Origin of the sequence: Streptomyces sp. NPDC048484 (genome assembly GCF_040651415.1) — a bacterium.
Taxonomy (GTDB): Bacteria; Actinomycetota; Actinomycetes; order Streptomycetales; family Streptomycetaceae; genus Streptomyces.
The window spans coordinates 68644-88631 of sequence record NZ_JBEZJY010000030.1; the positions used below are offsets into that span (position 1 = coordinate 68644).

Genomic DNA, 19988 nt, shown 5'->3' on the forward strand with positions numbered 1-19988 from the left:
CACCGGGGCGCGAGAGCGGACCGGAAACGACAAGCGGACGTAGCTCAGTTGGTAGAGCGCAACCTTGCCAAGGTTGAGGTCGCCAGTTCGAACCTGGTCGTCCGCTCGCAGGAAGTGGGGATCTTCCCGACCCCCGCACTCCTGGTGGAGTGGCCGAGAGGCGAGGCAACGGCCTGCAAAGCCGTCTACACGGGTTCAAATCCCGTCTCCACCTCCAAGGACGATTAGCTCAGCGGGAGAGCGCTTCCCTGACACGGAAGAGGTCACTGGTTCAATCCCAGTATCGTCCACTGGATCTGCCGGTAGGGACGTCCGGCGAGATCCTGTTCCCGCGCGATTAGCTCAGCGGGAGAGCGCTTCCCTGACACGGAAGAGGTCACTGGTTCAATCCCAGTATCGCGCACGCAGTACGCGTCACCAGCTTCACGAGGTACGCACCACCAGCAGGTCCCACAGGTCCCACCCGCGCGATTAGCTCAGCGGGAGAGCGCTTCCCTGACACGGAAGAGGTCACTGGTTCAATCCCAGTATCGCGCACCAGCCGAAGCCCCCGGCCGTCTCGTACGGTCGGGGGCTTCGTCGTTCCTCGGGGCCGGTCAGGAGGAGAAGAGCATGTGGCCGAAGCTCTTCTGACGCTGGTGGCCGTAGTGACCGCCGTGCCCACCATGACCGCCGTGCCCGCCGTGCTGCGGAGCGCCCCAGGCGGGGGCGGGGGCGGACGGGTAGGCCTGCGGGGCGGACGGGTAGGCCTGCTGGGCGCCCGGGGGCGGCGGCGGGCCGGGCTGCGACCACTGGCCCTCCATGCGGGTCAGCGACTCCAGCTCGCCGTAGTCGAGAAAAATCCCGCGGCAGCCGCTGCACTGCTCGATCTGGACACCATTGCGGTTGTACGTCTGCATCGGCGCATGGCACTTCGGACACTGCATGCTCGGCTCAACTCCTCGCCGGTCGGTACTGCTTCCACCAGGACAGACTCCGCCCGGCTTCGGTCGGTTGCACCCTACGTCGCCAATCCTCCCGCCAACTCGGGCGGGTGCGCGGCCATTCGGTCACATGCGTCGATCACGGACGTCTCGGCCTCGTCCAACGGGCGCTCGCCCGCGACCGACTTGGCGATCGCCAGGGCCGCGGTCTGCGCGGTGAGGGCGCGGGCCGTCACATCGAGAGCCGGCCAGGGGTCACCGTCCGCGGGGACGGCCGGGCCCCCGGCCCTCCGGTACGCGGTGAGGAAGCGGGCCCACTCGTCGGGAGGGAGGAGGCCACAGGCGAACCAGGCCGCGGGGCGGGCCAGGTCCCAGGCGGGGTCGCCCCCTCCCAGGTCGTCGATGTCGATGAGCAGCCAGTCGCCGCTCCCCGCCCGCACCAGTTGGCCCAGGTGGAGATCACCGTGGCACAGGGTCCGCGTGTCCGGCATCGGGACCTCGTCCCGCGCCCAGGCCGGGAGGACGGCCCAGGCGCGCAGGACCGCGGAGGCCGCCGGGTGGGGGCCGGCCGCCCGGAGACGGGCGATGGCGCGGGCCGCCTTCGCCGGGCCGCGCATGGGCGGCAGACCGGGCGGGAGTGCCGAGTGCGGCGTCCGGTGGAGCCGCGCGAGGAGGGTCGCGGCCTCCTCCCAGGGAGCGGCATCGGGGTCGTCACGGTCCACGGGGGTGCCGCAGGGCCAGTAGGTGACCGGTCGGCCGTCCAGATCGGCCGCGCCGGGACTGAGCGGCGGCAGGAGGATACCGGCGAGCCCGGGATGTACGGCGACAGCCAGCCGCGCCGCGAGGTCCGTGGGGTCGGTGTCGGCGGCGTGGGCCTTCGCCACCGTGCCGCCGTGCCGGACGACGGTCCCGTCGGGCCGGTCGGCGAGCACGGAGGTGTCCGTACCGCAGACGCAGGCCTCCGCCGCCGGATGGGCGACGGCCCGCACCCTCGCACTGAGCGCGGGCAGTACGTCTGCGGTCACTCGGGTCCCCCTCGGAGTCCGTGTCTGCGCCCCGGCCGGGCACACGTCTCCTCCGGATCCTGCGCCGGAGGGTCACCGGGAGCGTACGCACACAAAGCAATGCGGGCGCAGCTCCCCAGCTGCGCCCGCATTTTTGCCGTCCGCCGCACCCCCGTCCCCACGGGGTTTCATGGCCGGATGTCCCCGCCCGGACCGCTCTTCCGGGCCTGGGGCGCCGCTCAGCGCCCCAGCATCACGCCCACGGACGACGCCTGTGTGACCACTGCTTCCCAGCCGCCGAAGACGACTACGAGCAGGGTGGCCAGAGGAAGGACCATGGCCGTCGCCACCAGGGGGTGGCGTTGGCCGGACCGGCTGGAACCGAACGCGGCGGTGTACGCCTTGCGTCCTTGCGTGCGGATCATGGTCCGCGATGCCGTGTCAGCCATGGTCCCTCTCCTGACCGTTCGGTGGAAAAGCTTCTGGTTCTCTGGCAGCGGCGGGTGTCTGACCTCGGGGGACGAGTGCTGCCACCCGCCGCTTGACAACAAATCTAGGCGGGAGGCGCGTGTGGGTCGTCATGCCCTCGTACCTATTACCGGGCCTCCCGGAGGATGAGCGGTGACCTGCGGAGTACTCCCCTGGGTGGAGAAGCGGTCCTAGGTCTCAGGGGTTTCCCGGAGGGGGCGTCCGGTCTGTTCCGAGCTGTCCTCCCTCGGGACCGGTTGTTCGACCAGGGCGAGCACCCTGGTGGCCATGAAGCGGGCCGTGCGAACAACTGATCCACTTCGGGTGACTTCGCTCACTTCGACCACCCCTCTGCGGACCGCCGTCTCCACCCTGCGACCCGCACGACTGGCCACCACCTCGTACGTACGGGTCGTGTCTCCCGCGTCGACCACTATCTCCACGCGATCACCCTTCACGGGTCCAATCCCCCTTCTGTCATGGATGGTTGGGAATCAGCGCAGCTCAGCGCCGGTCGAGTCCCCCGTCCCCTGACCACCTTTCAAGTTTCCCACCCGGCACTGACAATCGGTCGGGCCGTGAGGGCGCGGCCTCTGCGCGCTCCCGGCCGCGGAAACGTAAGCTGTGGCTCGTCAAACGGACCGGGCAGCGGGGATGGACATGGCGATGATGCGCCTGAGGCGCGAGGACCCGCGTGTCGTCGGCTCGTTCAGGCTTCACCGACGGCTCGGCGCGGGCGGGATGGGTGTCGTCTATCTGGGCTCCGACAGACGTGGGCAGCGGGTCGCGTTGAAGGTGATCCGGCCCGACCTCGCGGAGGACCAGGAGTTCCGGTCGCGCTTCGCCCGCGAGGTGTCGGCGGCACGGAGGATCAGGGGCGGGTGCACCGCGCGGCTCGTCGCCGCGGATCTGGAGGCCGAACGGCCCTGGTTCGCGACGCAGTACGTTCCCGGGCCGTCGCTGCACGACAAGGTCACCGAGGAGGGCCCGCTCTTCGCGTCCGAGGTCGCTGCCGTCGGGGCCGCCCTCTCCGAAGGGCTCGTCGCCGTGCACGAGGCCGGGGTCGTCCACCGTGACCTCAAGCCGTCGAACATCCTGCTGTCCCCCAAGGGACCGCGCATCATCGACTTCGGCATCGCCTGGTCGACGGGCGCGAGTACGCTCACGCACGTCGGCACGGCGGTGGGCTCGCCCGGCTTCCTGGCGCCCGAGCAGGTGCGGGGCGCCGCCGTCACGCCGGCCACGGACGTGTTCGCGCTCGGCGCCACGCTGGCGTACGCCGCGACGCAGGACTCGCCCTTCGGGCACGGCAGTTCCGAAGTGATGCTCTACCGAGTGGTGCACGAGGAACCGCAGCTGCGCGGTGTGCCGGACTCGCTGGCCCCTCTCGTGCGCGCCTGTCTGGCGAAGGATCCCGAGGAGCGGCCCAGCACGCTGCAGTTGTCGTTGCGGCTCAAGGAGATCGCGGCGCGGGAGGCGCAGGGACCCGGCGACGCCCGGCCGCCCGCTCCCCGTGCGCCGGAGGCCGACCGGCCGACCGGGCGCATCGCCGACGGTTACCCGGAGCAGCGCACCCAACGGCGTACGCAGGGCACTCCCCCGCCGCGCGGCAACGGCACCTCGTCGCCGTCACGGTCCGGGGCCCGCCCGGCCCCCTCGCGGGGCAGGTCGACGCGCTCCGGATCCGGCGGCCGGACCGGCCCCCCGCGCAGCGGGACGGGACGCCCGGGCCCGCGGACCACCGGAACCGGGCGGCGGCCCGCCAATCCGCGGCTGCTGAGGCAGCGGCTCTTCGTGTTCGTCGTGGTGACGCTGCTGGTGGCGCTGGCCATCGCGGCGGCGCAGGGCTGCCAGGGACCGGCCCGCGGCCTGGACGGCAACCGCGTACGCGAGCAGGAACAGGGGCAGGGGCAGCAGCGCCTACAGCCGGACCGCGAGCCGCTGAACGGCTCGCGCACATCCGCGCGTTACGAGTAGCCCCGTAACGAGTAGCCCCGCCCCGCAGCGAGTAGACCCCTGGAGCGGGTTCTCAGGACCCGGGCCGGCCCGTCGCCACCGCGTAGAACGCGACCGCCGCGGCCGCGCCCACATTGAGCGAGTCGACGCCGTGGGCCATCGGGATGCGGACCCATTCGTCGGCGGCCACGAGCGCCTGGGTGGACAGGCCGTCGCCCTCTGCGCCGAGCATCAGGGCGACCCGTTCCATCCGGTGCGGGGCCACCTCGTCGAGGGTCTTGGCCTTCTCGTCCGGGGTGAGCGCGAGGAGACCGAAGCCCGCCTCCCGGACGGACTCGAGACTCCTGGGCCAGGAGTCCAGTCGCGCGTACGGGACCGCGAAGACCGCGCCCATGGAGACCTTCACCGACCGCCGGTACAAGGGGTCCGCGCAGTCCGGGGAGAGCAGCACCGCGTCCATGCCGAGGGCCGCCGCGGAGCGGAAGATCGCGCCGATGTTGGTGTGGTCGTTGACCGACTCCATGACGACGACCCGGCGGGCCGTCCGCAGCAGGTCGCCGGGGGTCGGCAGCGGTTTGCGCTGCATGGAGGCGAGCGCGCCGCGGTGCACGTGGTATCCGGTGACCTGTTCGGCGAGGTCCGGGCTGACCGCGTACACCGGGGCCGGGAGTTCGTCGATGACGTCACGCATGACATCGACCCACTTGGCGGACAGCAGCATGGAGCGCATCTCGTACCCTGCGTCCTTGGCCCGTCTGATGACCTTCTCGCCCTCGGCGATGAACAGGCCCTCGGCCGGTTCGCGCTTGCGGCGCAGCTCCACGTCGGTCAGGCCTGTGTAGTCGCGCAGGCAGGGGTCGGCTGGGTCCTCAACGGTGATGAGATCGGCCACAGGGTGATACTGCCTTGTCCTGGGTGCGGTGCCAACGGCTGGGAACGGGTTGGGTTACCCGGGGTTACTCAGAAGTCTCGAACGAGCCGTCCGTTCCCACGGTCACGACCTCCCCGATGACGATGACCGCCGGGGGCCGCACCTCCTCGGCACGGACCGTCTCGGCGACCGTCGCGAGGGTCGCGTCGACGCGGCGCTGCGCCGCGGTCGTGCCCTCCTGGACGAGTGCCACGGGAGTACCGGCCGCCTTGCCGTTGTCCATGAGCGTACGGGCGATGGCGCCGATCTTGTCCACGCCCATCAGGACGACCAGGGTGCCGCGGAGCTTGGCCAGCGCCGCCCAGTCCACCAGGGAGCGTTCGTCGTCGGGGGCGACATGGCCGCTGACGACGGTGAACTCGTGCGCGACTCCGCGGTGCGTGACCGGGATGCCCGCCGCTCCCGGGACCGAGATCGAGCTGGAGATGCCCGGGACGACCGTGCAGGAGATGCCCGCCTCGGCCAGCGCCTGGGCCTCTTCCATCCCGCGCCCGAAGACGAAGGGGTCGCCGCCCTTGAGACGGACCACCGACTTGCCCTGCTGGGCGTGCTCGATGAGCGCGTTGTTGATGGCCTCCTGGGCCATGAACCGTCCGTACGGGATCTTCGCCGCGTCGATCACCTCGACATGGGGCGGGAGTTCGGCGAGCAGGTCGCGAGGGCCGAGGCGGTCGGCGATGACGACGTCCGCCTCGGCGAGGAGACGTCGGCCACGGACCGTGATCAGGTCCGGGTCGCCCGGGCCGCCGCCGACCAGGGCGACACCGGGCGTGCGGGTGCGGTGGTGGGGTGCCACCAGGGTGCCGTCGCGGAGCCCCTCGACCACCGCGTCCCGGACGGCCGCGGTGTGGCGGGGGTCGCGGCCCTTGGCGTTCGTGGTCAGGACGGCCACCGTGACGCCCTCGCTGTGGCCCGTCGCCGGGGTCCAGGCCGTGGCGGCGTCCGCGTCGTCCGAGCGGACGCACCACACACGGTGCGCCTCCGCCTCGGCGGAGGCCGCGGCGTTCGCCGCCGGGTCGGGGGTGGCGATCAGGACGTACCACGCCTCCGCGAGGTCGCCCGGTTCGTACGGGCGCCTGGTCCAGGTCAGCTCGCCCGCGTCCACCATGGCCTCGACCGAGGGGGTCGCGGCCGGGGACACCAGGTGGATGTCCGCGCCCGCCGCGATGAGGGCCGGGAGACGACGCTGGGCGACCTGGCCGCCGCCGAGGACCACTACGCGGCGGCCAAAGAGGCGGAGGCCTACGGGGTAGGCGGGGTTTTCGGCCATGGAGGTGCGGCTCCTCATGCGGGGGGGTGGGGGTCCCCTGTTCGAGCGAAGTCGAGAATGGGGGAGGTGGGCGCGCTGCTGCGTCGGAGCGGCCCTGACGTGCGGATTTTAAGGTGCGGGGTGATGGGCGGATGGGGTGGGTGGGGTTTCTTTCCCCCCGCCCGCCCCATCCTGAAACTGCGGCTGCGCCCCGGGCCCCCGCAGGTGCGGGTCCGTCGTCGCGTCTACTTCTCGGTCACCCCGGCCGAGTCGAACGTCGCCACCTCGTGCATCGCCCTTGCCGCGCTCTGGACCACCGGGAGGGCCAGGAGGGCGCCCGTGCCCTCGCCCAGCCGGAGGTCGAGGTCGACCAGGGGCCGCAGACCCAGCTTGTTCAGTGCGGCCACATGGCCGGGCTCGGCGCTGCGGTGGCCGGCGATGCAGGCCGCGAGGACCTCGGGGGCGATCGCGCGGGCCACCAGTGCGGCGGCGCCGGCGCTGACGCCGTCCAGGATCACCGGCGTACGCAGGGAGGCGCCGCCGAGGAGGAGGCCCACCATCGCGGCGTGCTCCAGGCCGCCGATGGCCGCCAGGACGCCGATCGGGTCGGCCGGGTCCGGCTGGTGGAGTTCCAGGGCACGGCGTACCACCTCGGTCTTGCGGGCCAGGGTCTCGTCGTTGATGCCGGTGCCGCGGCCGGTGACCTCGGAGGGGTCGCTGCCCGTGTAGACGGAGATCAGGGCGGCCGACGCGGTGGTGTTGGCGATGCCCATCTCGCCCGTGATCAGGGCCTTGTTCCCGGCCGCCACCAGGTCGCGGGCGGTCTCGATGCCCACGTCGATGGCCGCCCTGACCTCCTCGCGGGTCAGCGCGGGACCGGTCGTCATGTCGGCGGTGCCCGCCCGGACCTTGCGGGGCAGCAGGCCGGGGGTCGCGGGCAGGTCGGAGGCCACGCCCACGTCGACGACGCAGACCTCGGCGCCGACCTGGTTGGCGAAGGCGTTGCAGACCGCGCCACCGCCGAGGATGTTGGCCACCATCTGGCCCGTGACCTCCTGCGGCCACGGGGTGACGCCCTGGGCGTGTACGCCGTGGTCGCCCGCGAAGATCGCGACGGCGGCCGGTTCCGGGATCGGCGGCGGGCACATCCGGGACAGGCCGGAGAGCTGTGCGGAGATGATCTCCAGCATGCCGAGGGCCCCGGCCGGCTTGGTCATGCGTTTCTGGCGCTCCCACGCTTCGCCGAGCGCCTTGGCGTCCAGCGGGCGGATGTTGGTGATGGTCTCCGCGAGCAGGTCGTGCGGCTCCTCGCCGGGCAGGGCGCGACGGCCGTACGTCTCCTCGTGGACGACCCAGGACAGTGGGCGGCGCTTGGACCAGCCCGCCTGCATCAGCTCGGGCTCCTCCGGGAACTCGTCGACGTATCCGACGCAGAGGTAGGCGACGACGTCGAGATGCTCGGGCAAACCGAGGCCGCGGACCATCTCCCGCTCGTCGAAGAAGCTGACCCAGCCCACGCCCAGGCCCTCGGCGCGGGCCGCGAGCCACAGGTTCTCGACGGCCAGCGCGGAGGAGTACGGGGCCATCTGCGGCTGGGTGTGACGGCCCAGCGTGTGCCGGCCGCCCCGGGTCGAGTCTGCGGTGACGACGATGTTCACCGGGGTGTCGAGGATGGCCTCGATCTTCAGTTCCTTGAACTGCTTCGCGCGTCCCTTGGGCAGCGACTTGGCGTACGCCTCGCGCTGGCGCGCGGCCAGTTCGTGCATCGTGCGCCGGGTCTCCGCCGAGCGGATGACGACGAAGTCCCAGGGCTGGGAGTGGCCGACGGACGGCGCCGTGTGGGCCGCCTCCAGGACGCGCAGCAGCACATCGTGCGGGATGGGGTCGCTGCGGAAGCCGTTGCGGATGTCGCGGCGCTCGCGCATCACGCGCAGGACGGCCTCACGCTCGGCGTCGTTGTAGCCGGGCGCGGCCGGGCCGGTGGACTCTCGTGTCTGCGCCACGGCGGCCGTGCTCTCTTCCTGGTCGGCGGCCCGGGTGTCGAGGTCCTCCGCCTGCTGTGCGGCTACGGGCTCCGAGTTGTCGTCCTCGGCAGGAGCCTCCGGTACGGGGGTCGTCCCGGCCCCGAGTACCTGCTCGGGCTCCCTGGGGGCGGGCAGCACGAGCAGGGGCTCCTCCTCGTCCTCGATGCCGGGCGCCGGATCGGGCGTGGGACCGGGCGCGGGCCGCTGGACGGGCACCGCGGCCTGGCCGGCCGTCTGGTCGGCGGCCTGCTCGGTCCGTTCCTCGGGGAGGGGCGGCACGGTCATGCCGTTGGGCGGGGTGGGAGCCGGCTGCGGGGCGGTCGGCACCAGGCCCTCGGCCGGGACGAACTGGCCGACGGGCTGCTCCGTCTCCGGGGACACGCCCTGGAGCGGCACGTCCTGGAGCGGAGCCGCCTCGCCGTGGGACTCGTCCCCGGCCCCGGGGGTGTGGTCGACCTGTGCCGCGGGCGCCTCGGCGGGCACGGCGGTTTCTGCCGGTGCCACCTGGGACGTGTCGGGGTCCGCGGCGCTCTGGACGGAGACCTCCGCGGGACCGACGGATTCTGCGGGACCGACGGATTCTGCGAGATCGGCGGACTCTTCGGACAGCGGTGCCTCGACTGCCTCGTGGACCTGGGGGGCCTCCGCGACGACGGGGTCTGCTTCCACCGGCTCAGGATCCGCCTGCGGCTGCGGCTGCGGCTGCGGCTCCTGGCCACCTGCGTGCCATCCGGGCTCGGCGAACGCGCCGGCCGCGTCCGGGACCTGCGGCTCCGCCGCGAACGCGGGCTGTGGTTCCGGCGCCGGGTGTCCGGGCTGCGAGGCGTCATCGGCCTGGGGGACCTGGTGTGTCTCGGGCGCCTGCTGCCCTGACTCGTCCGACGGGTGGGCGAAATGGGCGGCGGCGGGTGCGGCCGGGAAGGGCGTGGACTGCGAAACGTGCGCGAACTCCGGGACGGTCTGAGCGAATTCGGGACCCTGACCGCCCTCCGGGGCCTGCGGGAACAACGAACCGTCGGCGAGCTGAGGGGCGTGCGCGTAGTCCTGCACCAGGACGGCTTGCGGTACGGCTTCCGGTACAGCTTGCGGGGCTGCCTGCGGTACTTGAACGGCCTCCGCGGCCGCGGCGATCTCGGTCGGCTGCTCAGGGGACCGAACCGCGTCCGGCTGCGGAGGAACGTACGCGTCCTCCGGGGCCTGCCCGCTCTCCGGAACCTGCCCGGCCGGCTCCACCGACTCAGCCGGGTCCACGACAGCCTCAGCCTGCGCGGCGTCGGGAACCTGCACCTGCGCGGCATCGGGAAGTTGGCCGGCGCCCGGCGCGTCCTGCGGCTGCGGAATCCCGCCCGGCTGCTCCGCCATCGGCGCCTCGGCCGGATCCTGCGGGGCGGGGGCGCCCACGCCTTCGGCGAACGATCCGTCCCCCGCGTCGGGCACCTGCGCGACCGGCTCGGACTCGGCGCCCACCGGGTCCCCTGGGTCCCCTGGGTCGCCCGGGTGGCCCTCCGCACCCTCCGGGAAGACCGTTTCTGCAGGCATGCCCTCGGAACCGACCTGTGCCACCGGTGGCGCGACCTGGACCTGGGCCCCCCAGGGCGCGGCTCCCTGCAGCGCGATCTCGTCACGCGGCACATCGAGGTACTCGGGACCGGAGGTGGGCGGGCCGACCTGCCGTACGGGGATCGGGGTGGCCGACACTCCCGCCGGACCGCGGTCGGCGAGCGAACGCACCGGGCTGCCGGTGCCGTCCGGGGTCGGCGGGCCGAGGTGCAGCGGGCGACGGGCGACGGGCGGCTGCGGCGCGGACGACGACATCCGGACGGCACTGAGGTCGACCGAACCGCTGTCGCGGCCGGACGTCTCGTGCGGACCGGGCTCGTGGACCGCCTCGACGACCGGGGCCGGGGCAGGCGGGGCCACTTCGTTGCCCCACGCACCCTGGGCGCCCGGCAGCAGCAACAGGTCTTCGTCCTCGGCGGTGGGCTCGGAGAGGTAGGTGTACGCACCGGGGGCGGAAACGCCCGGCTGCTCCACCATGCCTGCGTTCTCCGGCAGTCCCTCGCCCGGGACCTGGCCGGTGTCGGTCATGCGTACCCCTCGCCCATCGGTTTAGTGCTCCAACGACCTGCTCGTCCGGAGCGGCACACCGACCGCCCGTCATGAGAACGAGCACACGGGCCGGGCGGCACGAACGACCGGTCGACAAAGCCATTAACTGGCATTGTCGCGGTCGGCCCGCCACCGCGACAGGGTGATCCGTCACGGTCCGCTGTGGACTGCGCCACGTTGCGCGTCCTCCGGTTCTGCCGTACCACACGCACCCCAAAATGGGTGAGTTTCGCGGATATCGACCGGCGAAATACCGGACAACCCGATTGCAGTACAACGATCGGCCAGCCTACCGCGCGCGGTACGACAACAGGATCACAGGGCGCGATCGAACGGTGACGCGCCCGCCGTCGCGTCACGCCTCGGCCACAGGCTCTCAGCGGGGCGCTTCGCGCTGCCGCAGCTCTCCGGAGAGCAGGAAGACGACACTCCGCTCCTTCTCCGTCCAAGCGCGGGTGTCCAGTTCGACGGACTGCAGGAGAGCGCACCCGACGTGGTAGCCGTGCTCCGTCAGGTCCCTGCCGATGAGTTCGGCGGCATCGCGGGTCGCGGCGTGCGTGACGATCCGCTCGGGGCGCCGGTCGGCGACGGCGGAGACCACCGCGGCGCCGCCGCCCCCGACGCGCACGACGTCCGGTTCGGGGAGGTCTTCGAGAATGTGCGGCGCGAGGCCGTGCGAGATCTGGAGCTGGACGCCGAACCGGCGGGCGGTGGCCATGGTGCGGGCGCAGGCGTCGGGGTCACGGTCGACGGCGATGACGGCGGCGCCGCAGCGCGCCGCCTCCGTGGCGAAGGCACCGCTGCCGGAGCCGATGTCCCAGACGAGGTCGCCGGTCCGCGGCCCCAGACGGGCCAGTTGCGCGGCGCGCAGCAGCTCGGTCTCGCCCTCGCCCAGTTCGCCGCCGTACACGTCGTCGCGCAGCGCCCAGCCGCGTGGGCCGGTGCCCGGGTCGCGTCCGGCTGTCCAGCCGCCGCCCTCGGAGGACGTGACCGGGCCGCCCAGGACGATGACGACGTTCGGGTCGCGCCAGGTGTGGTCGGCGACCTTGTCGGAGGTGAGGACCGTGACCCGCTCGCGCTCGGTGCCGAGTTCCTCGCAGATGACGAAGGTGCGGTGGACACCTTCGAGGAGCAGACCGAGTTCCGCGGGGCCGGCGCCGGGTGAGGTGAGGACGGCGACCTTGGTGTGGGCCCGGCACACATTCACCGCGCGTCGCAGGGTACGCCTGTGTGCGACGACCACCTGCGCGTCGTCCCAAGGCATCCCGGCACGGGCGAAGGCCGCGGCCACGGAGGAGACCGCGGGGACGACTTCGACCTCCAGGCCGAACTCGGGGGCGCGCAGGGTGCGTACGACTCCGAAGAAGCCGGGGTCGCCGTCGGCGAGAACGACGGCCGTGCCGCGGTGGGCGGCGACGCGACGGGCCGCGAGGGCGACGCTGCCGAGCCGGATGCGCTCGGCGGCCGGGGGCACCTCGGGGAGGGCCAGGTGATGTCCCGCGCCTGCCACGAGCGTGGCGGCGCCGAGAGCCGAGCGCGCCGCGTCGGTCAACGGCGAGCCGTCCCAGCCGATCACCGTGACCCGGTCGGCCATCGTTGTCAGTCTCCTGGAGTCTTCGCAGGTCGTCGGGTGGGTGTACGGCCGCCAGGCAGGCGTGCGGAGCCCCGTGAGCCTACCTCGTGACGTCCAGGGGTGCGGGCGAGGGCCGTGGCCCTCTTTCGGTTCAGTTCCAGTCGGAGTACGAGGTGAAACCACCGGTGTCGGCGAGCTGCTCGGCGATGCCCTCGATGTCCTCGGGAAGCAGGCCCCACACGATGAAGTCGGTGCGCAGGTCCTCCCAGCGCCCTTCCTCCGTGCGGGTGCGCGCTATACAGGCCCCCCTCAGGACGCCCTCGCTGATGCAGCCGATCTTCTGTGCGACCTGCTGGGAGGCGGTGTTGTCCGCCGCGGTGCGCAGTTCGAGACGCTCGAACTTCTGGTCGTTGAAGAGCCATTGGGCGGTGGCGAGCGACGCCTCGGACGCATAGCCCTCACCACGTGCCCAGGGGGCGATGGTGTAAGAGAGCTCCGTGGAGCGGACATGCCAATCCGTACTGCCCAGCTGGATGATGCCGACCAGACGCTGGGTGAGGAACTCTATGACGGCGAGGTCGAGTCCGCGGCCCGAGGTGCGCGTCGAGGGTGCGTACTCGTCGACCCAGGCGCGGGCGGTGGCCTCGGTGAACGGCTGCGGCACGGACGTCCAGGCCGCGACCTGCTCGTCGTTCATCATTTCCGTGAAGGCAGGAATGTCCTCGTCCTCCAGAGGGCGCAGCACCAACCGCTCCGTGTTCAGGGAGATGTCGGGAAAGGTGTTCGTCATGCGCCGCTCCGTAACCATCAGGAACCAGTCGGGCCTGCTGAACTGCCCAGCATGCAGCATGTGGGTACCGAACCGCACCACGGGGCCGGATCCTTGTCGACTCGTCGACACCGTGATGCGGTGGGACCGGCGTCAGCCGGAGCTGACGGGGAGCACCGATCCCTTGTACTTGTCCTCGATGAACTTCTTGACCTTGTCGGAGGTCAGGAGCTTGGCCAGCTTCTCGACCCGGGGGTCGTCCTCATTGCCCTTCTTCACGGCGAGGAGGTTCGCGTACGGGTTGTTCTTCGTGGATTCCAGCAGGATGGCGTCGTCGGCCGGGCTGAGGCCCGCGTCCTGGGCGTAGTTGTTGTTGATCACCGCGGCGGCCACGTCGTCCAGGGAACGCGGCAGCTGGGCCGGTTCGAGTTCCTTGAACTTGAGGTTCTTCGGGTTCTTCGTGATGTCCGCGGGGGACGCGGTCGTCCCGGCGCCCTCCTTGAGCGTGATGACGCCCTCGGAGGCCAGGAGCTTGAGCGCACGGCCCTCGTTGGTGATGTCGCCCGGCACCGCGACCGTGGCTCCGTCGGGGAGTCCGGCGACGCCCTGGACCTTCTTCGAGTACACGCCCATGGGCGGGAGGTACGCGTCCACGACCGGGACCAGGTCGGTGCCCTTGGACTTGTTGAAGTCGTCGAGGAACGGCTCGTTCTGGTACAGGTTCGCGTCGAGCGAGCCCTCCTGGAGAGCGGTGTTCGGCAGGACGTAGTCCGTGAACTCCTGGATCTCCAGGTCGAGTCCGTTCTTCGCGGCGAGGTTCTTCTTGATGTACGAGAGGACCTCGCCGGCCGGGACGGCGGTGGCGCCGACGACCAGGGCGCCGTCGTCACCTCCGCCGCCGGAGCCCTGGTCCGGTGAACCGCAGGCGGTCAGGGCGAGGCCGAGGGCCAGTGCGGCGGCCGCCGCGGAGGTGACAGGCTTGCGCATCGTCGGTCTTCCTCTGGGTGTTCGGTGCGGTCGGAGCGGCGAGGTCAGAACGAAGCGACGACGGCGCCGTCGTACTTGTCCTCGATGAACTTCTTGACCTTGTCGGAGGTCAGGAGCTTGGCGAGCTTCTTGACGCGCGGGTCGTCCTCGCTGCCCTCCTTGACGGCGAGGAAGTTGCCGTAGGGGTTGTCCTTGGCGGACTCCAGGACGAGCGCGTCGTCGGAGGGCTTGAGGTCGGACTCGATGGCGTAGTTGCCGTTGATCACCGCGGCGTCGACGTCGCCCAGGGAGCGCGGGGTCTGGGCCGCCTCCAGCTCCTTGAACTTGAGGTTCTTCGGGTTCTTCGCGATGTCCTTGGGGGTCGCGTCGTTGCCCGCGCCGTCCTTCAGCGTGATGATCCCGTTGGCGTCGAGAAGCTTGAGCGCCCGCGCCTCGTTGACCGTGTCGTTCGGGACGGCGACCGTCGCACCGCTCTTCAGCTCGTCGGCCTTCTTGATCTTGCTGGAGTAGAGGCCGAGCGGCTCCAGGTGCACCGTGACGACGGGCACGATGTGGGTACCGTTCTTCTTGTTGAAGTCGTCGAGGTACGGCTGGTTCTGGAAGTAGTTGGCGCCGACGGAGCCGTCCTCGGTCGCGGTGTTCGGCAGGACGTAGTCCGTGAACTCCTTGACCTGCAGGTCGAGTCCCGCATCCTTCGCCAGGTTGTCCTTCACATAGGTGAGGATCTCGGCGTGCGGAACGGGGCTGGCGGCGACGATCAGCGGCCCGCCCGTGTCGGAGCCGGCGCCCTTCTCCGAGCCGCAGGCCGTGAGGCCCAGGGTGAGGGCTCCGACAGCGAGGACAGCAGTGGTGATCTTGGTGGTGTTACGCACGAAAAGTGCCTTTCCTGATGAGCTGGGTGACCCCGCGGAGGGCGTGCGGGGACTTCTGCTGTGGAGGCGGGGACGCTCCCGAAGGGCGTACGGGGGTACGGGGGTATGGGGTACGGGCTATGGCGTACGGGCGTACGGGGCTTCAGGCGACCTTGCCGACGTCGGCCGCCGGCGCTTCGGCGGAGGTGTCCGCCTCCGCGGGGCCGGTGCCGTCGGAGGCCTGGGAAGCCGAGTTCGCCGGGGCCCTGCTCTTCAGCAGCCTGAGCCGCGGCGCGGCCCCCGACCGGCCGCCGCGCCGGTGCAGCCCCCGCGCGGCGTAGTCGCCGACGAGCTGGATGAGGGAGATGACCACGGCGAGGATGCCCACGGTGATCCACATCAGTTCGGTCTCGAAGCGCTGGTAGCCGTAACGGATGGCGATGTCGCCGAGACCGCCCGCGCCGACGGTGCCGGCCATCGCGGAGTAGCCGATGAGGGCGACGATCGTCGTCGTGGTGCTGGAGATCAGCGACGGGAGCGACTCGGGGACGAGCACCCTGCGGACGACGGTCCAGGTGTTGCCGCCCATCGACTGCACGGCCTCGACGAGCCCGCCGTCCACTTCGCGGACGGCCGTCTCGACCAGGCGCGCGAAGAACGGGATCGCGCCGATCGCGAGCGGCACGATGGCGGCCTCCCGGCCGATGGTGGTGCCCGTGATCGACCGGGTGAAGCCCATCAGCGCGACCATCAGGATGATGAAGGGCATCGAGCGGGCGATGTTCACGACCTGCCCGATGACCTTGTTCAGCACGGTGTTCTGCAGCAGGCCGCCCCGGTCCGTGAGGACCAGCAGGATGCCCAGCGGCAGACCGCCGACGACGGCGATGAGCGTCGACCAGCCGACCATGTAGAGGGTGTCCCAACACGCCTGCTCCAGCAGGGGCTGTATCTCGGACCAGGTCACTTGGCACCTTCCTTCGCCAGCACGGACGCCTGCGCCGCTGCTCCGACGAGTTCGATCTGCAGGCCCTGCTCGCGCAGGAAGCCGATCGGCACGACGTTCTCCTCGTACCGTCCGGGCAGTTCGATGCGCATGCGGCCGACCTGCCGGCCCGCGACGGTGTCCATCGCGGCGCCGAGGATCGAGATGTCGATGTTGTACGTGCGCGAGAGCTGCGAGATGACCGGCCGGGTCGCGGCGTCGCCGTGGAAGGTGACGTCGACGACGGTGCGGTCGTCGGCGGAGGCTTCGCCGCTCACCGGGAAGAGCGCGGCGGCCAGCTCGGAGCCGGGGGTGGCGAGCAACTCGGTGACGGTGCCGGACTCGACGATCCGCCCGTTCTCCATGAGCGCGGCCGAGTCGCAGACCGTCTTGACGACGTCCATCTCGTGCGTGATGAGCAGGACGGTCAGCCCCAGCTGGCGGTTCAGGTCGCGCAGGAGATGGAGGATGGAGCGGGTCGTCTCGGGGTCCAGGGCGCTGGTCGCCTCGTCGGAGAGAAGCACCTTCGGGTCCCCCGCCAGGGCGCGGGCGATGCCGACGCGCTGCTTCTGGCCGCCGGAGAGCTGGGCCGGGTAGGCCTTGGCCTTGTCGGTGAGACCGACCAGGTCGAGCAGTTCCAGCGCCTTGCGGGAACGTTCCTTCCCCGACTTTCCGAGGATCTCCAGCGGGAGCTCCACGTTCTCCTGGACCGTCCGCGAGGACAGCAGGTTGAAGTGCTGGAAGATCATGCCGATGTTACTGCGCGCCTTCCGCAGCTCCCGGCCCGCGCGCGGGCCGCGCCCGGCGAGGGCCGTGAGGTCCTGTCCGGCGACGGTCACGGTGCCGGCGGTGGGGCGCTCCAGGAGGTTGACGCAGCGGATGAGGGAGGACTTGCCGGCGCCGGACTGTCCGATGACGCCGTACACCTCGCCCTCGCGGACGTGCAGATCGACGCCGTCCAGGGCGGTGACCTCACGGCCGCGGGGGCGGTAGACCTTCGTGAGGCCTGTTGTCGTGATCACTGGGGTTTCCGTCACTGTCGAGTGCAGGGCGTGGGTGTGCGCCGGGCACGGGTGCATTCGGTCGAACGCGGCACGGTCGTTCACGCGGTGGCGATGAAGGCCGGGCTCCGGCAGACCTGCGTGCGCGGGGCAGGCTCAGTCGCGTACGAAAAGGGCGTACGGGCAGACATGAGCGAACTCGCTTCGGGGCGCGAGACCGGGGGTGATGCGGGGGCCCTCTAGAAGGCGCACATTCGACACATACAGCGAGCACCGGGCGTCATGGTCGCCTCGGTCGCAGGGATGCGGCTGCTCGTCGTGGTCATGAGGAAAGTAAAGCAGACGTACCGGCGGGACCGGGAACCGCTGTCCGCATGACGGACAGCGGTGGACACCGTTCGGTCCCTGATCAGTCCCTGACGGAGATCTCCACTCCCCCGCCTGTGACCAGCGCGGATACGGCCGAGAGGTCCTCGACCACGACGTCCGCGGTCGGCCCGGCCAATTCGGCGGCCCGATGGGTTGTGGTCAATGCCACGGTGATCATGCCGGCCGCGCGGCCCGCCTGCAGACCAGCGGGAGCGTCCTCGAAGACGACACAGCGGGCCGGATCCACACCGAGCTGCCGGGCCGCGAGCAGGAACGGCTCGGGGTCGGGCTTGCCGCGCGTGATGTCGTCGGCGGCGATCAGGTTCTTGGGGCGGATGCCCACCTCACCGAGGCGGGCCTCGGCGAGGCGTCGCGTGGCGGAGGTGACGACGGCCCAGCGGTCGGCGGGCAGGGAGTCGAGGAGCGCCCTCGTCCCCGGCAGCAGGTGAACGCCGCCCGCGACGTCCTCCACCTCCAGCTGCTCGATACGTACGACGGCTTCGGGGACCCTGGCGGCCGGCAGCAGGTCGGCGGCTATCTCGGCGGCCGGCCGGCCGTGCAGTTCGACCCGGGCGAACTCTTCGGCGGTGATCCCGTACTCCGCGGCCCACCTGCTCCAGCACCGGTACACCGACTCAAGGGACGAGACGAGCGTTCCGTCGTTGTCGAACAGCAGGGCATCGGCTTGGATCTTCATGCTCCCGACCCTACGGGGCACCCCGGGGGCGAGCGCATCGGGCCTTTTGGCCCGTAATAGGGTCACGGCATGCTTGATGCCCTGACGGTCGCGACGGCCGTCGCCGCGCTCTTGCTCGCCGCCTGGTGCGGTTGGGCCGCCTACCGGGACCAGCCGACCAAGGACTGGCACTTCATCGGTATGGCCGTGGTGACGCTGCTCGCCCTCGTCCAGCTCGTGGTCGGCATCGTCCAGCTGGCCCGCGGCGAGAAGCCGGAGCAGGGCACGACGATCTTCGTGTCCTATCTCGTCGGCGCCTTCGCCTGCGTTCCGGCGGCGGGCTTCATGTCGCTGGCGGAGCGCACCCGCTGGGGTTCGATCACGGTCGCGTCGGGCGGCGTGGTGCTCGCCGTGCTGCAGGTACGGCTCTACGACATCTGGGGAGGCTGAGATGGCGGTGCCCGCCGGGGAGAAGCCCGGGGAACCCGGGGATCCCGGGCAATTCGGGAAACCCGGACGGACACGGCTCATCGGCGGTCCGGGCATGCTGCTGGTCTGGCTGTACGGCGTGATGGTCGTCGGCGCCGTGTCGCGGTCAGCCGTGCAGATCGCGACGGAGTTCGACAAGGCGCCGCTCGCCTACTCGCTGTCGGCGGTGGCCGGGCTCGTGTACGGCTTCATCACCTACTCGCTCGTCCGGGGCGGCGAGAGGGCCCGCAGGGCGGCGCTGGTGTGCTGCGCCGCCGAACTCGCGGGCGTCCTGATCGTGGGCACCTGGACCCTGGCCGACCCCTCCGCCTTCCCCGACGCCACGGTCTGGTCGGACTACGGCATGGGGTACCTGTTCATCCCGGTCCTGCTGCCGATCACGGCGATGTTCTGGCTGCGCGGCTCACGCACCCCGCAGCAGAGCGCCCCGTAACGGCCCGGGGAACCGTGCGACAACCGCCCACCGGAACCCCCCACCGGCCCGCGGACGAGGAAGAGGCCTAGGCGCTGGCCACGAAAGCGCTGGCCTGCGCTTCCTTCGCCAGGGTCACGAGGCTGAGCCGCTCGTCGACCCGCTGGGTGGACACCGGCTCGTACCCGTGTTTGCGGTACAGCCGCAGGTTGTGCTCGCTGCGATGACCGGTGAACAGCTGGAAGCTCTTCGCTCCCGAGCCCTCGGAGACCTTCCTCTCGATGGCGTCGAGGAGCCGTCCGCCCAGCCCGTGCCGCTGCATCCGCGGGTGGACGATCAGCTTGTCGATACGGGCCGTGCCATCCACGTCCACGGCCGCGCGCACCGAGGCCACCACCTCGTCGCCGAGCCGGGCCACCAGGACCGTGCCGTCCGCCAGCTCCGCCCTGAGGGAGTCGAGGGGCTGGGTGAGGGGCTCGATGCTGTAGTCGCCGTACAGCTCGGCCTCGCTCTGGTAGCAGAGGAACTGCAGTTTGAGGATCTGTTCGGCATCCTGTTCGGTCGCCGCCGAGATGGTCACGCTCATGCCCATGTGTGCATGCCTCCCGCTCACCTGTTCCGCCGGTTGTCCTTCACTCCTATCCCCGCGGTTCACGCCCCGCAACCTCCGACGTGAGCATTCGGCGCAGACATCCCAGACATCTGGACCGTTCCGGACCGAGACTGCCCTGTGAGATACCCAACTCCCGCGCGATCTCCTGGTAGGTGAGGTCCTTCGGGGACAGCAGCGCCGCCATGAGGCGTGGACAGCGGCCCGGCAGGCGTCGTACGGCGGAGTGCAGGGCGCGGCGCCTGGCCGCACCGAGCGCGAGCTGTTCGGGCCCGGGTCGGCTGTCGTCGGCGGGCTCGGACGCGTACGGCCGTTCGATGCTCGCGGTGCGCCCGGCGCGCCGAGCCTCGGAGCGGACGGCGCCGCGCAGCCAGGCGGCCGGGTCGGCGGGCGGCCCGTCCGTGACGAGATGTTCGAGGAAGCGCAGCCAGACGGCCTGCTCCAGGTCGCCGGGCTCGGCTCCCCAGGCGTACGCCTCCGCCGATGCCTCGGCGGCGAGCAGGGGGCGCAGCGCGGCAACCATGTCATGGGTCATATGCGGCACGACGCGGCCACCCCGGCGTGAGGTTGCCGGGGCGGCCGTGCGTCACCCCGACCGGGGT

The 19988-nt window shown here is 71.3% G+C and carries 19 protein-coding genes and 5 tRNA genes; 8 read left to right on the top strand and 16 right to left on the bottom strand.

Features of this window, described 5'->3' with window-relative positions; all coding sequences use genetic code 11:
• The first annotated feature begins 33 nt into the window (after positions 1–33).
• The 5 genes from AB0D14_RS28220 (at position 34) to AB0D14_RS28240 (ending at position 540) form a co-directional block, all read left to right on the top strand.
• Positions 34–106, top strand: a tRNA-Gly gene (locus tag AB0D14_RS28220).
• Positions 107–143: 37 nt separating this feature from the next.
• A tRNA-Cys gene (locus AB0D14_RS28225) sits at positions 144–217 on the top strand.
• A 1-nt stretch (position 218) separates the two neighbouring features.
• Positions 219–290 (top strand) — tRNA-Val (locus AB0D14_RS28230).
• A 41-nt stretch (positions 291–331) separates the two neighbouring features.
• A tRNA-Val gene (locus AB0D14_RS28235) sits at positions 332–403 on the top strand.
• Between the two features lie 62 nt (positions 404–465).
• A tRNA-Val gene (locus tag AB0D14_RS28240) sits at positions 466–540 on the top strand.
• A 56-nt stretch (positions 541–596) separates the two neighbouring features.
• Here the strand turns inward: AB0D14_RS28240 and AB0D14_RS28245 are convergent.
• From AB0D14_RS28245 to AB0D14_RS28260, 4 genes are all read right to left on the bottom strand, one after another.
• On the bottom strand, positions 597–926 hold the full coding sequence (locus tag AB0D14_RS28245; RefSeq protein WP_362784380.1) for a zf-TFIIB domain-containing protein: 330 nt from the start codon (positions 924–926) through the stop codon (positions 597–599).
• A 74-nt stretch (positions 927–1000) separates the two neighbouring features.
• Positions 1001–1948 (bottom strand): aminoglycoside phosphotransferase family protein, encoded by a 948-nt coding sequence (locus AB0D14_RS28250; protein ID WP_362784382.1) that lies wholly within the window; start codon positions 1946–1948, stop codon positions 1001–1003.
• Positions 1949–2166: 218 nt separating this feature from the next.
• Complete coding sequence (locus AB0D14_RS28255) at positions 2167–2376, bottom strand: hypothetical protein (protein WP_362784384.1); 210 nt, start codon at positions 2374–2376, stop codon at positions 2167–2169.
• A 210-nt stretch (positions 2377–2586) separates the two neighbouring features.
• Positions 2587–2853: a hypothetical protein gene (locus tag AB0D14_RS28260; RefSeq protein ID WP_055511046.1), complete on the bottom strand. Its 267-nt coding sequence runs from the start codon at positions 2851–2853 to the stop codon at positions 2587–2589.
• Positions 2854–3049: 196 nt separating this feature from the next.
• Here AB0D14_RS28260 and AB0D14_RS28265 point away from each other — a divergent pair, with 196 nt between their 5' ends.
• Complete coding sequence (locus AB0D14_RS28265; RefSeq protein ID WP_362784514.1) at positions 3050–4372, top strand: protein kinase; 1323 nt, start codon at positions 3050–3052, stop codon at positions 4370–4372.
• Positions 4373–4424: 52 nt separating this feature from the next.
• Here AB0D14_RS28265 and AB0D14_RS28270 read toward each other — a convergent pair whose 3' ends face one another.
• From AB0D14_RS28270 to AB0D14_RS28315, 10 genes are all read right to left on the bottom strand, one after another.
• Positions 4425–5243, bottom strand: a complete 819-nt coding sequence (locus AB0D14_RS28270; RefSeq protein WP_362784387.1) for an RNA methyltransferase — start codon at positions 5241–5243, stop codon at positions 4425–4427.
• Positions 5244–5307: 64 nt separating this feature from the next.
• A complete protein-coding gene (gene cobA, locus AB0D14_RS28275) occupies positions 5308–6552 on the bottom strand; it encodes a uroporphyrinogen-III C-methyltransferase (RefSeq protein ID WP_362784389.1) in 1245 nt (414 codons plus the stop codon).
• Between the two features lie 224 nt (positions 6553–6776).
• The gene (gene cobT, locus AB0D14_RS28280) at positions 6777–10643 is read right to left on the bottom strand and encodes a nicotinate-nucleotide--dimethylbenzimidazole phosphoribosyltransferase (RefSeq protein ID WP_362784392.1); all 3867 of its coding nucleotides are present in this window, start codon (positions 10641–10643) and stop codon (positions 6777–6779) included.
• Positions 10644–11040: 397 nt separating this feature from the next.
• Complete coding sequence (gene cbiE / locus AB0D14_RS28285) at positions 11041–12258, bottom strand: precorrin-6y C5,15-methyltransferase (decarboxylating) subunit CbiE (protein ID WP_362784393.1); 1218 nt, start codon at positions 12256–12258, stop codon at positions 11041–11043.
• 130 nt (positions 12259–12388) lie between these two features.
• On the bottom strand, positions 12389–13027 hold the full coding sequence (locus tag AB0D14_RS28290; RefSeq protein ID WP_362784396.1) for a GNAT family N-acetyltransferase: 639 nt from the start codon (positions 13025–13027) through the stop codon (positions 12389–12391).
• A gap of 132 nt (positions 13028–13159) precedes the next feature.
• Positions 13160–13993 (bottom strand): MetQ/NlpA family ABC transporter substrate-binding protein, encoded by an 834-nt coding sequence (locus AB0D14_RS28295; protein WP_362784397.1) that lies wholly within the window; start codon positions 13991–13993, stop codon positions 13160–13162.
• A 44-nt stretch (positions 13994–14037) separates the two neighbouring features.
• Positions 14038–14865, bottom strand: a complete 828-nt coding sequence (locus tag AB0D14_RS28300) for a MetQ/NlpA family ABC transporter substrate-binding protein (RefSeq protein WP_362784399.1) — start codon at positions 14863–14865, stop codon at positions 14038–14040.
• Positions 14866–15007: 142 nt separating this feature from the next.
• On the bottom strand, positions 15008–15811 hold the full coding sequence (locus AB0D14_RS28305; protein ID WP_362784401.1) for a methionine ABC transporter permease: 804 nt from the start codon (positions 15809–15811) through the stop codon (positions 15008–15010).
• Positions 15808–16908 carry an ATP-binding cassette domain-containing protein gene (locus tag AB0D14_RS28310; RefSeq protein ID WP_362784518.1) on the bottom strand — a complete coding sequence of 367 codons (1101 nt, stop codon included), beginning with the start codon at positions 16906–16908 and terminating at the stop codon, positions 15808–15810. Before AB0D14_RS28310 ends, AB0D14_RS28305 begins: the two co-directional genes overlap by 4 nt.
• Positions 16909–17239: 331 nt before the next feature.
• A complete protein-coding gene (locus tag AB0D14_RS28315) occupies positions 17240–17896 on the bottom strand; it encodes an HAD family hydrolase (protein ID WP_362784404.1) in 657 nt (218 codons plus the stop codon).
• Positions 17897–17965: 69 nt separating this feature from the next.
• Here AB0D14_RS28315 and AB0D14_RS28320 point away from each other — a divergent pair, with 69 nt between their 5' ends.
• Entirely contained in the window at positions 17966–18325 is a 360-nt protein-coding gene (locus tag AB0D14_RS28320) for a hypothetical protein (RefSeq protein ID WP_362784406.1), read from the top strand.
• A 94-nt stretch (positions 18326–18419) separates the two neighbouring features.
• A complete protein-coding gene (locus tag AB0D14_RS28325) occupies positions 18420–18797 on the top strand; it encodes a hypothetical protein (RefSeq protein ID WP_362784520.1) in 378 nt (125 codons plus the stop codon).
• A 67-nt stretch (positions 18798–18864) separates the two neighbouring features.
• Here the strand turns inward: AB0D14_RS28325 and AB0D14_RS28330 are convergent, their stop codons facing one another.
• Both AB0D14_RS28330 and AB0D14_RS28335 read right to left on the bottom strand, forming a co-directional pair.
• Positions 18865–19368, bottom strand: coding sequence for a GNAT family N-acetyltransferase (locus tag AB0D14_RS28330; protein WP_362784408.1), 504 nt, complete (start codon positions 19366–19368; stop codon positions 18865–18867).
• Positions 19369–19414: 46 nt separating this feature from the next.
• Positions 19415–19921, bottom strand: a complete 507-nt coding sequence (locus AB0D14_RS28335; protein WP_362784411.1) for a sigma-70 family RNA polymerase sigma factor — start codon at positions 19919–19921, stop codon at positions 19415–19417.
• Between the last annotated feature and the right edge of the window lie 67 nt (positions 19922–19988).

Bases quoted from the DNA above. Each gene is read 5' to 3' on its own strand.
- cbiE (WP_362784393.1), bottom strand. From the start codon at position 12,258: ATGGCCGACCGGGTCACGGTGATCGGCTGGGACGGCTCGCCGTTGACC.
- cobA (WP_362784389.1), bottom strand. From the start codon at position 6,552: ATGGCCGAAAACCCCGCCTACCCCGTAGGCCTCCGCCTCTTTGGCCGC.
- cobT (WP_362784392.1), bottom strand. From the start codon at position 10,643: ATGACCGACACCGGCCAGGTCCCGGGCGAGGGACTGCCGGAGAACGCA.
- AB0D14_RS28315 (WP_362784404.1), bottom strand. From the start codon at position 17,896: ATGAAGATCCAAGCCGATGCCCTGCTGTTCGACAACGACGGAACGCTC.
- AB0D14_RS28255 (WP_362784384.1), bottom strand. From the start codon at position 2,376: ATGGCTGACACGGCATCGCGGACCATGATCCGCACGCAAGGACGCAAG.
- AB0D14_RS28295 (WP_362784397.1), bottom strand. From the start codon at position 13,993: ATGCGCAAGCCTGTCACCTCCGCGGCGGCCGCCGCACTGGCCCTCGGC.
- AB0D14_RS28310 (WP_362784518.1), bottom strand. From the start codon at position 16,908: ATGCACCCGTGCCCGGCGCACACCCACGCCCTGCACTCGACAGTGACG.
- AB0D14_RS28325 (WP_362784520.1), top strand. From the start codon at position 18,420: ATGCTGCTGGTCTGGCTGTACGGCGTGATGGTCGTCGGCGCCGTGTCG.
- AB0D14_RS28330 (WP_362784408.1), bottom strand. From the start codon at position 19,368: ATGGGCATGAGCGTGACCATCTCGGCGGCGACCGAACAGGATGCCGAA.
- AB0D14_RS28335 (WP_362784411.1), bottom strand. From the start codon at position 19,921: ATGACCCATGACATGGTTGCCGCGCTGCGCCCCCTGCTCGCCGCCGAG.
- AB0D14_RS28245 (WP_362784380.1), bottom strand. From the start codon at position 926: ATGCAGTGTCCGAAGTGCCATGCGCCGATGCAGACGTACAACCGCAAT.
- AB0D14_RS28290 (WP_362784396.1), bottom strand. From the start codon at position 13,027: ATGACGAACACCTTTCCCGACATCTCCCTGAACACGGAGCGGTTGGTG.
- AB0D14_RS28320 (WP_362784406.1), top strand. From the start codon at position 17,966: ATGCTTGATGCCCTGACGGTCGCGACGGCCGTCGCCGCGCTCTTGCTC.
- AB0D14_RS28265 (WP_362784514.1), top strand. From the start codon at position 3,050: ATGGACATGGCGATGATGCGCCTGAGGCGCGAGGACCCGCGTGTCGTC.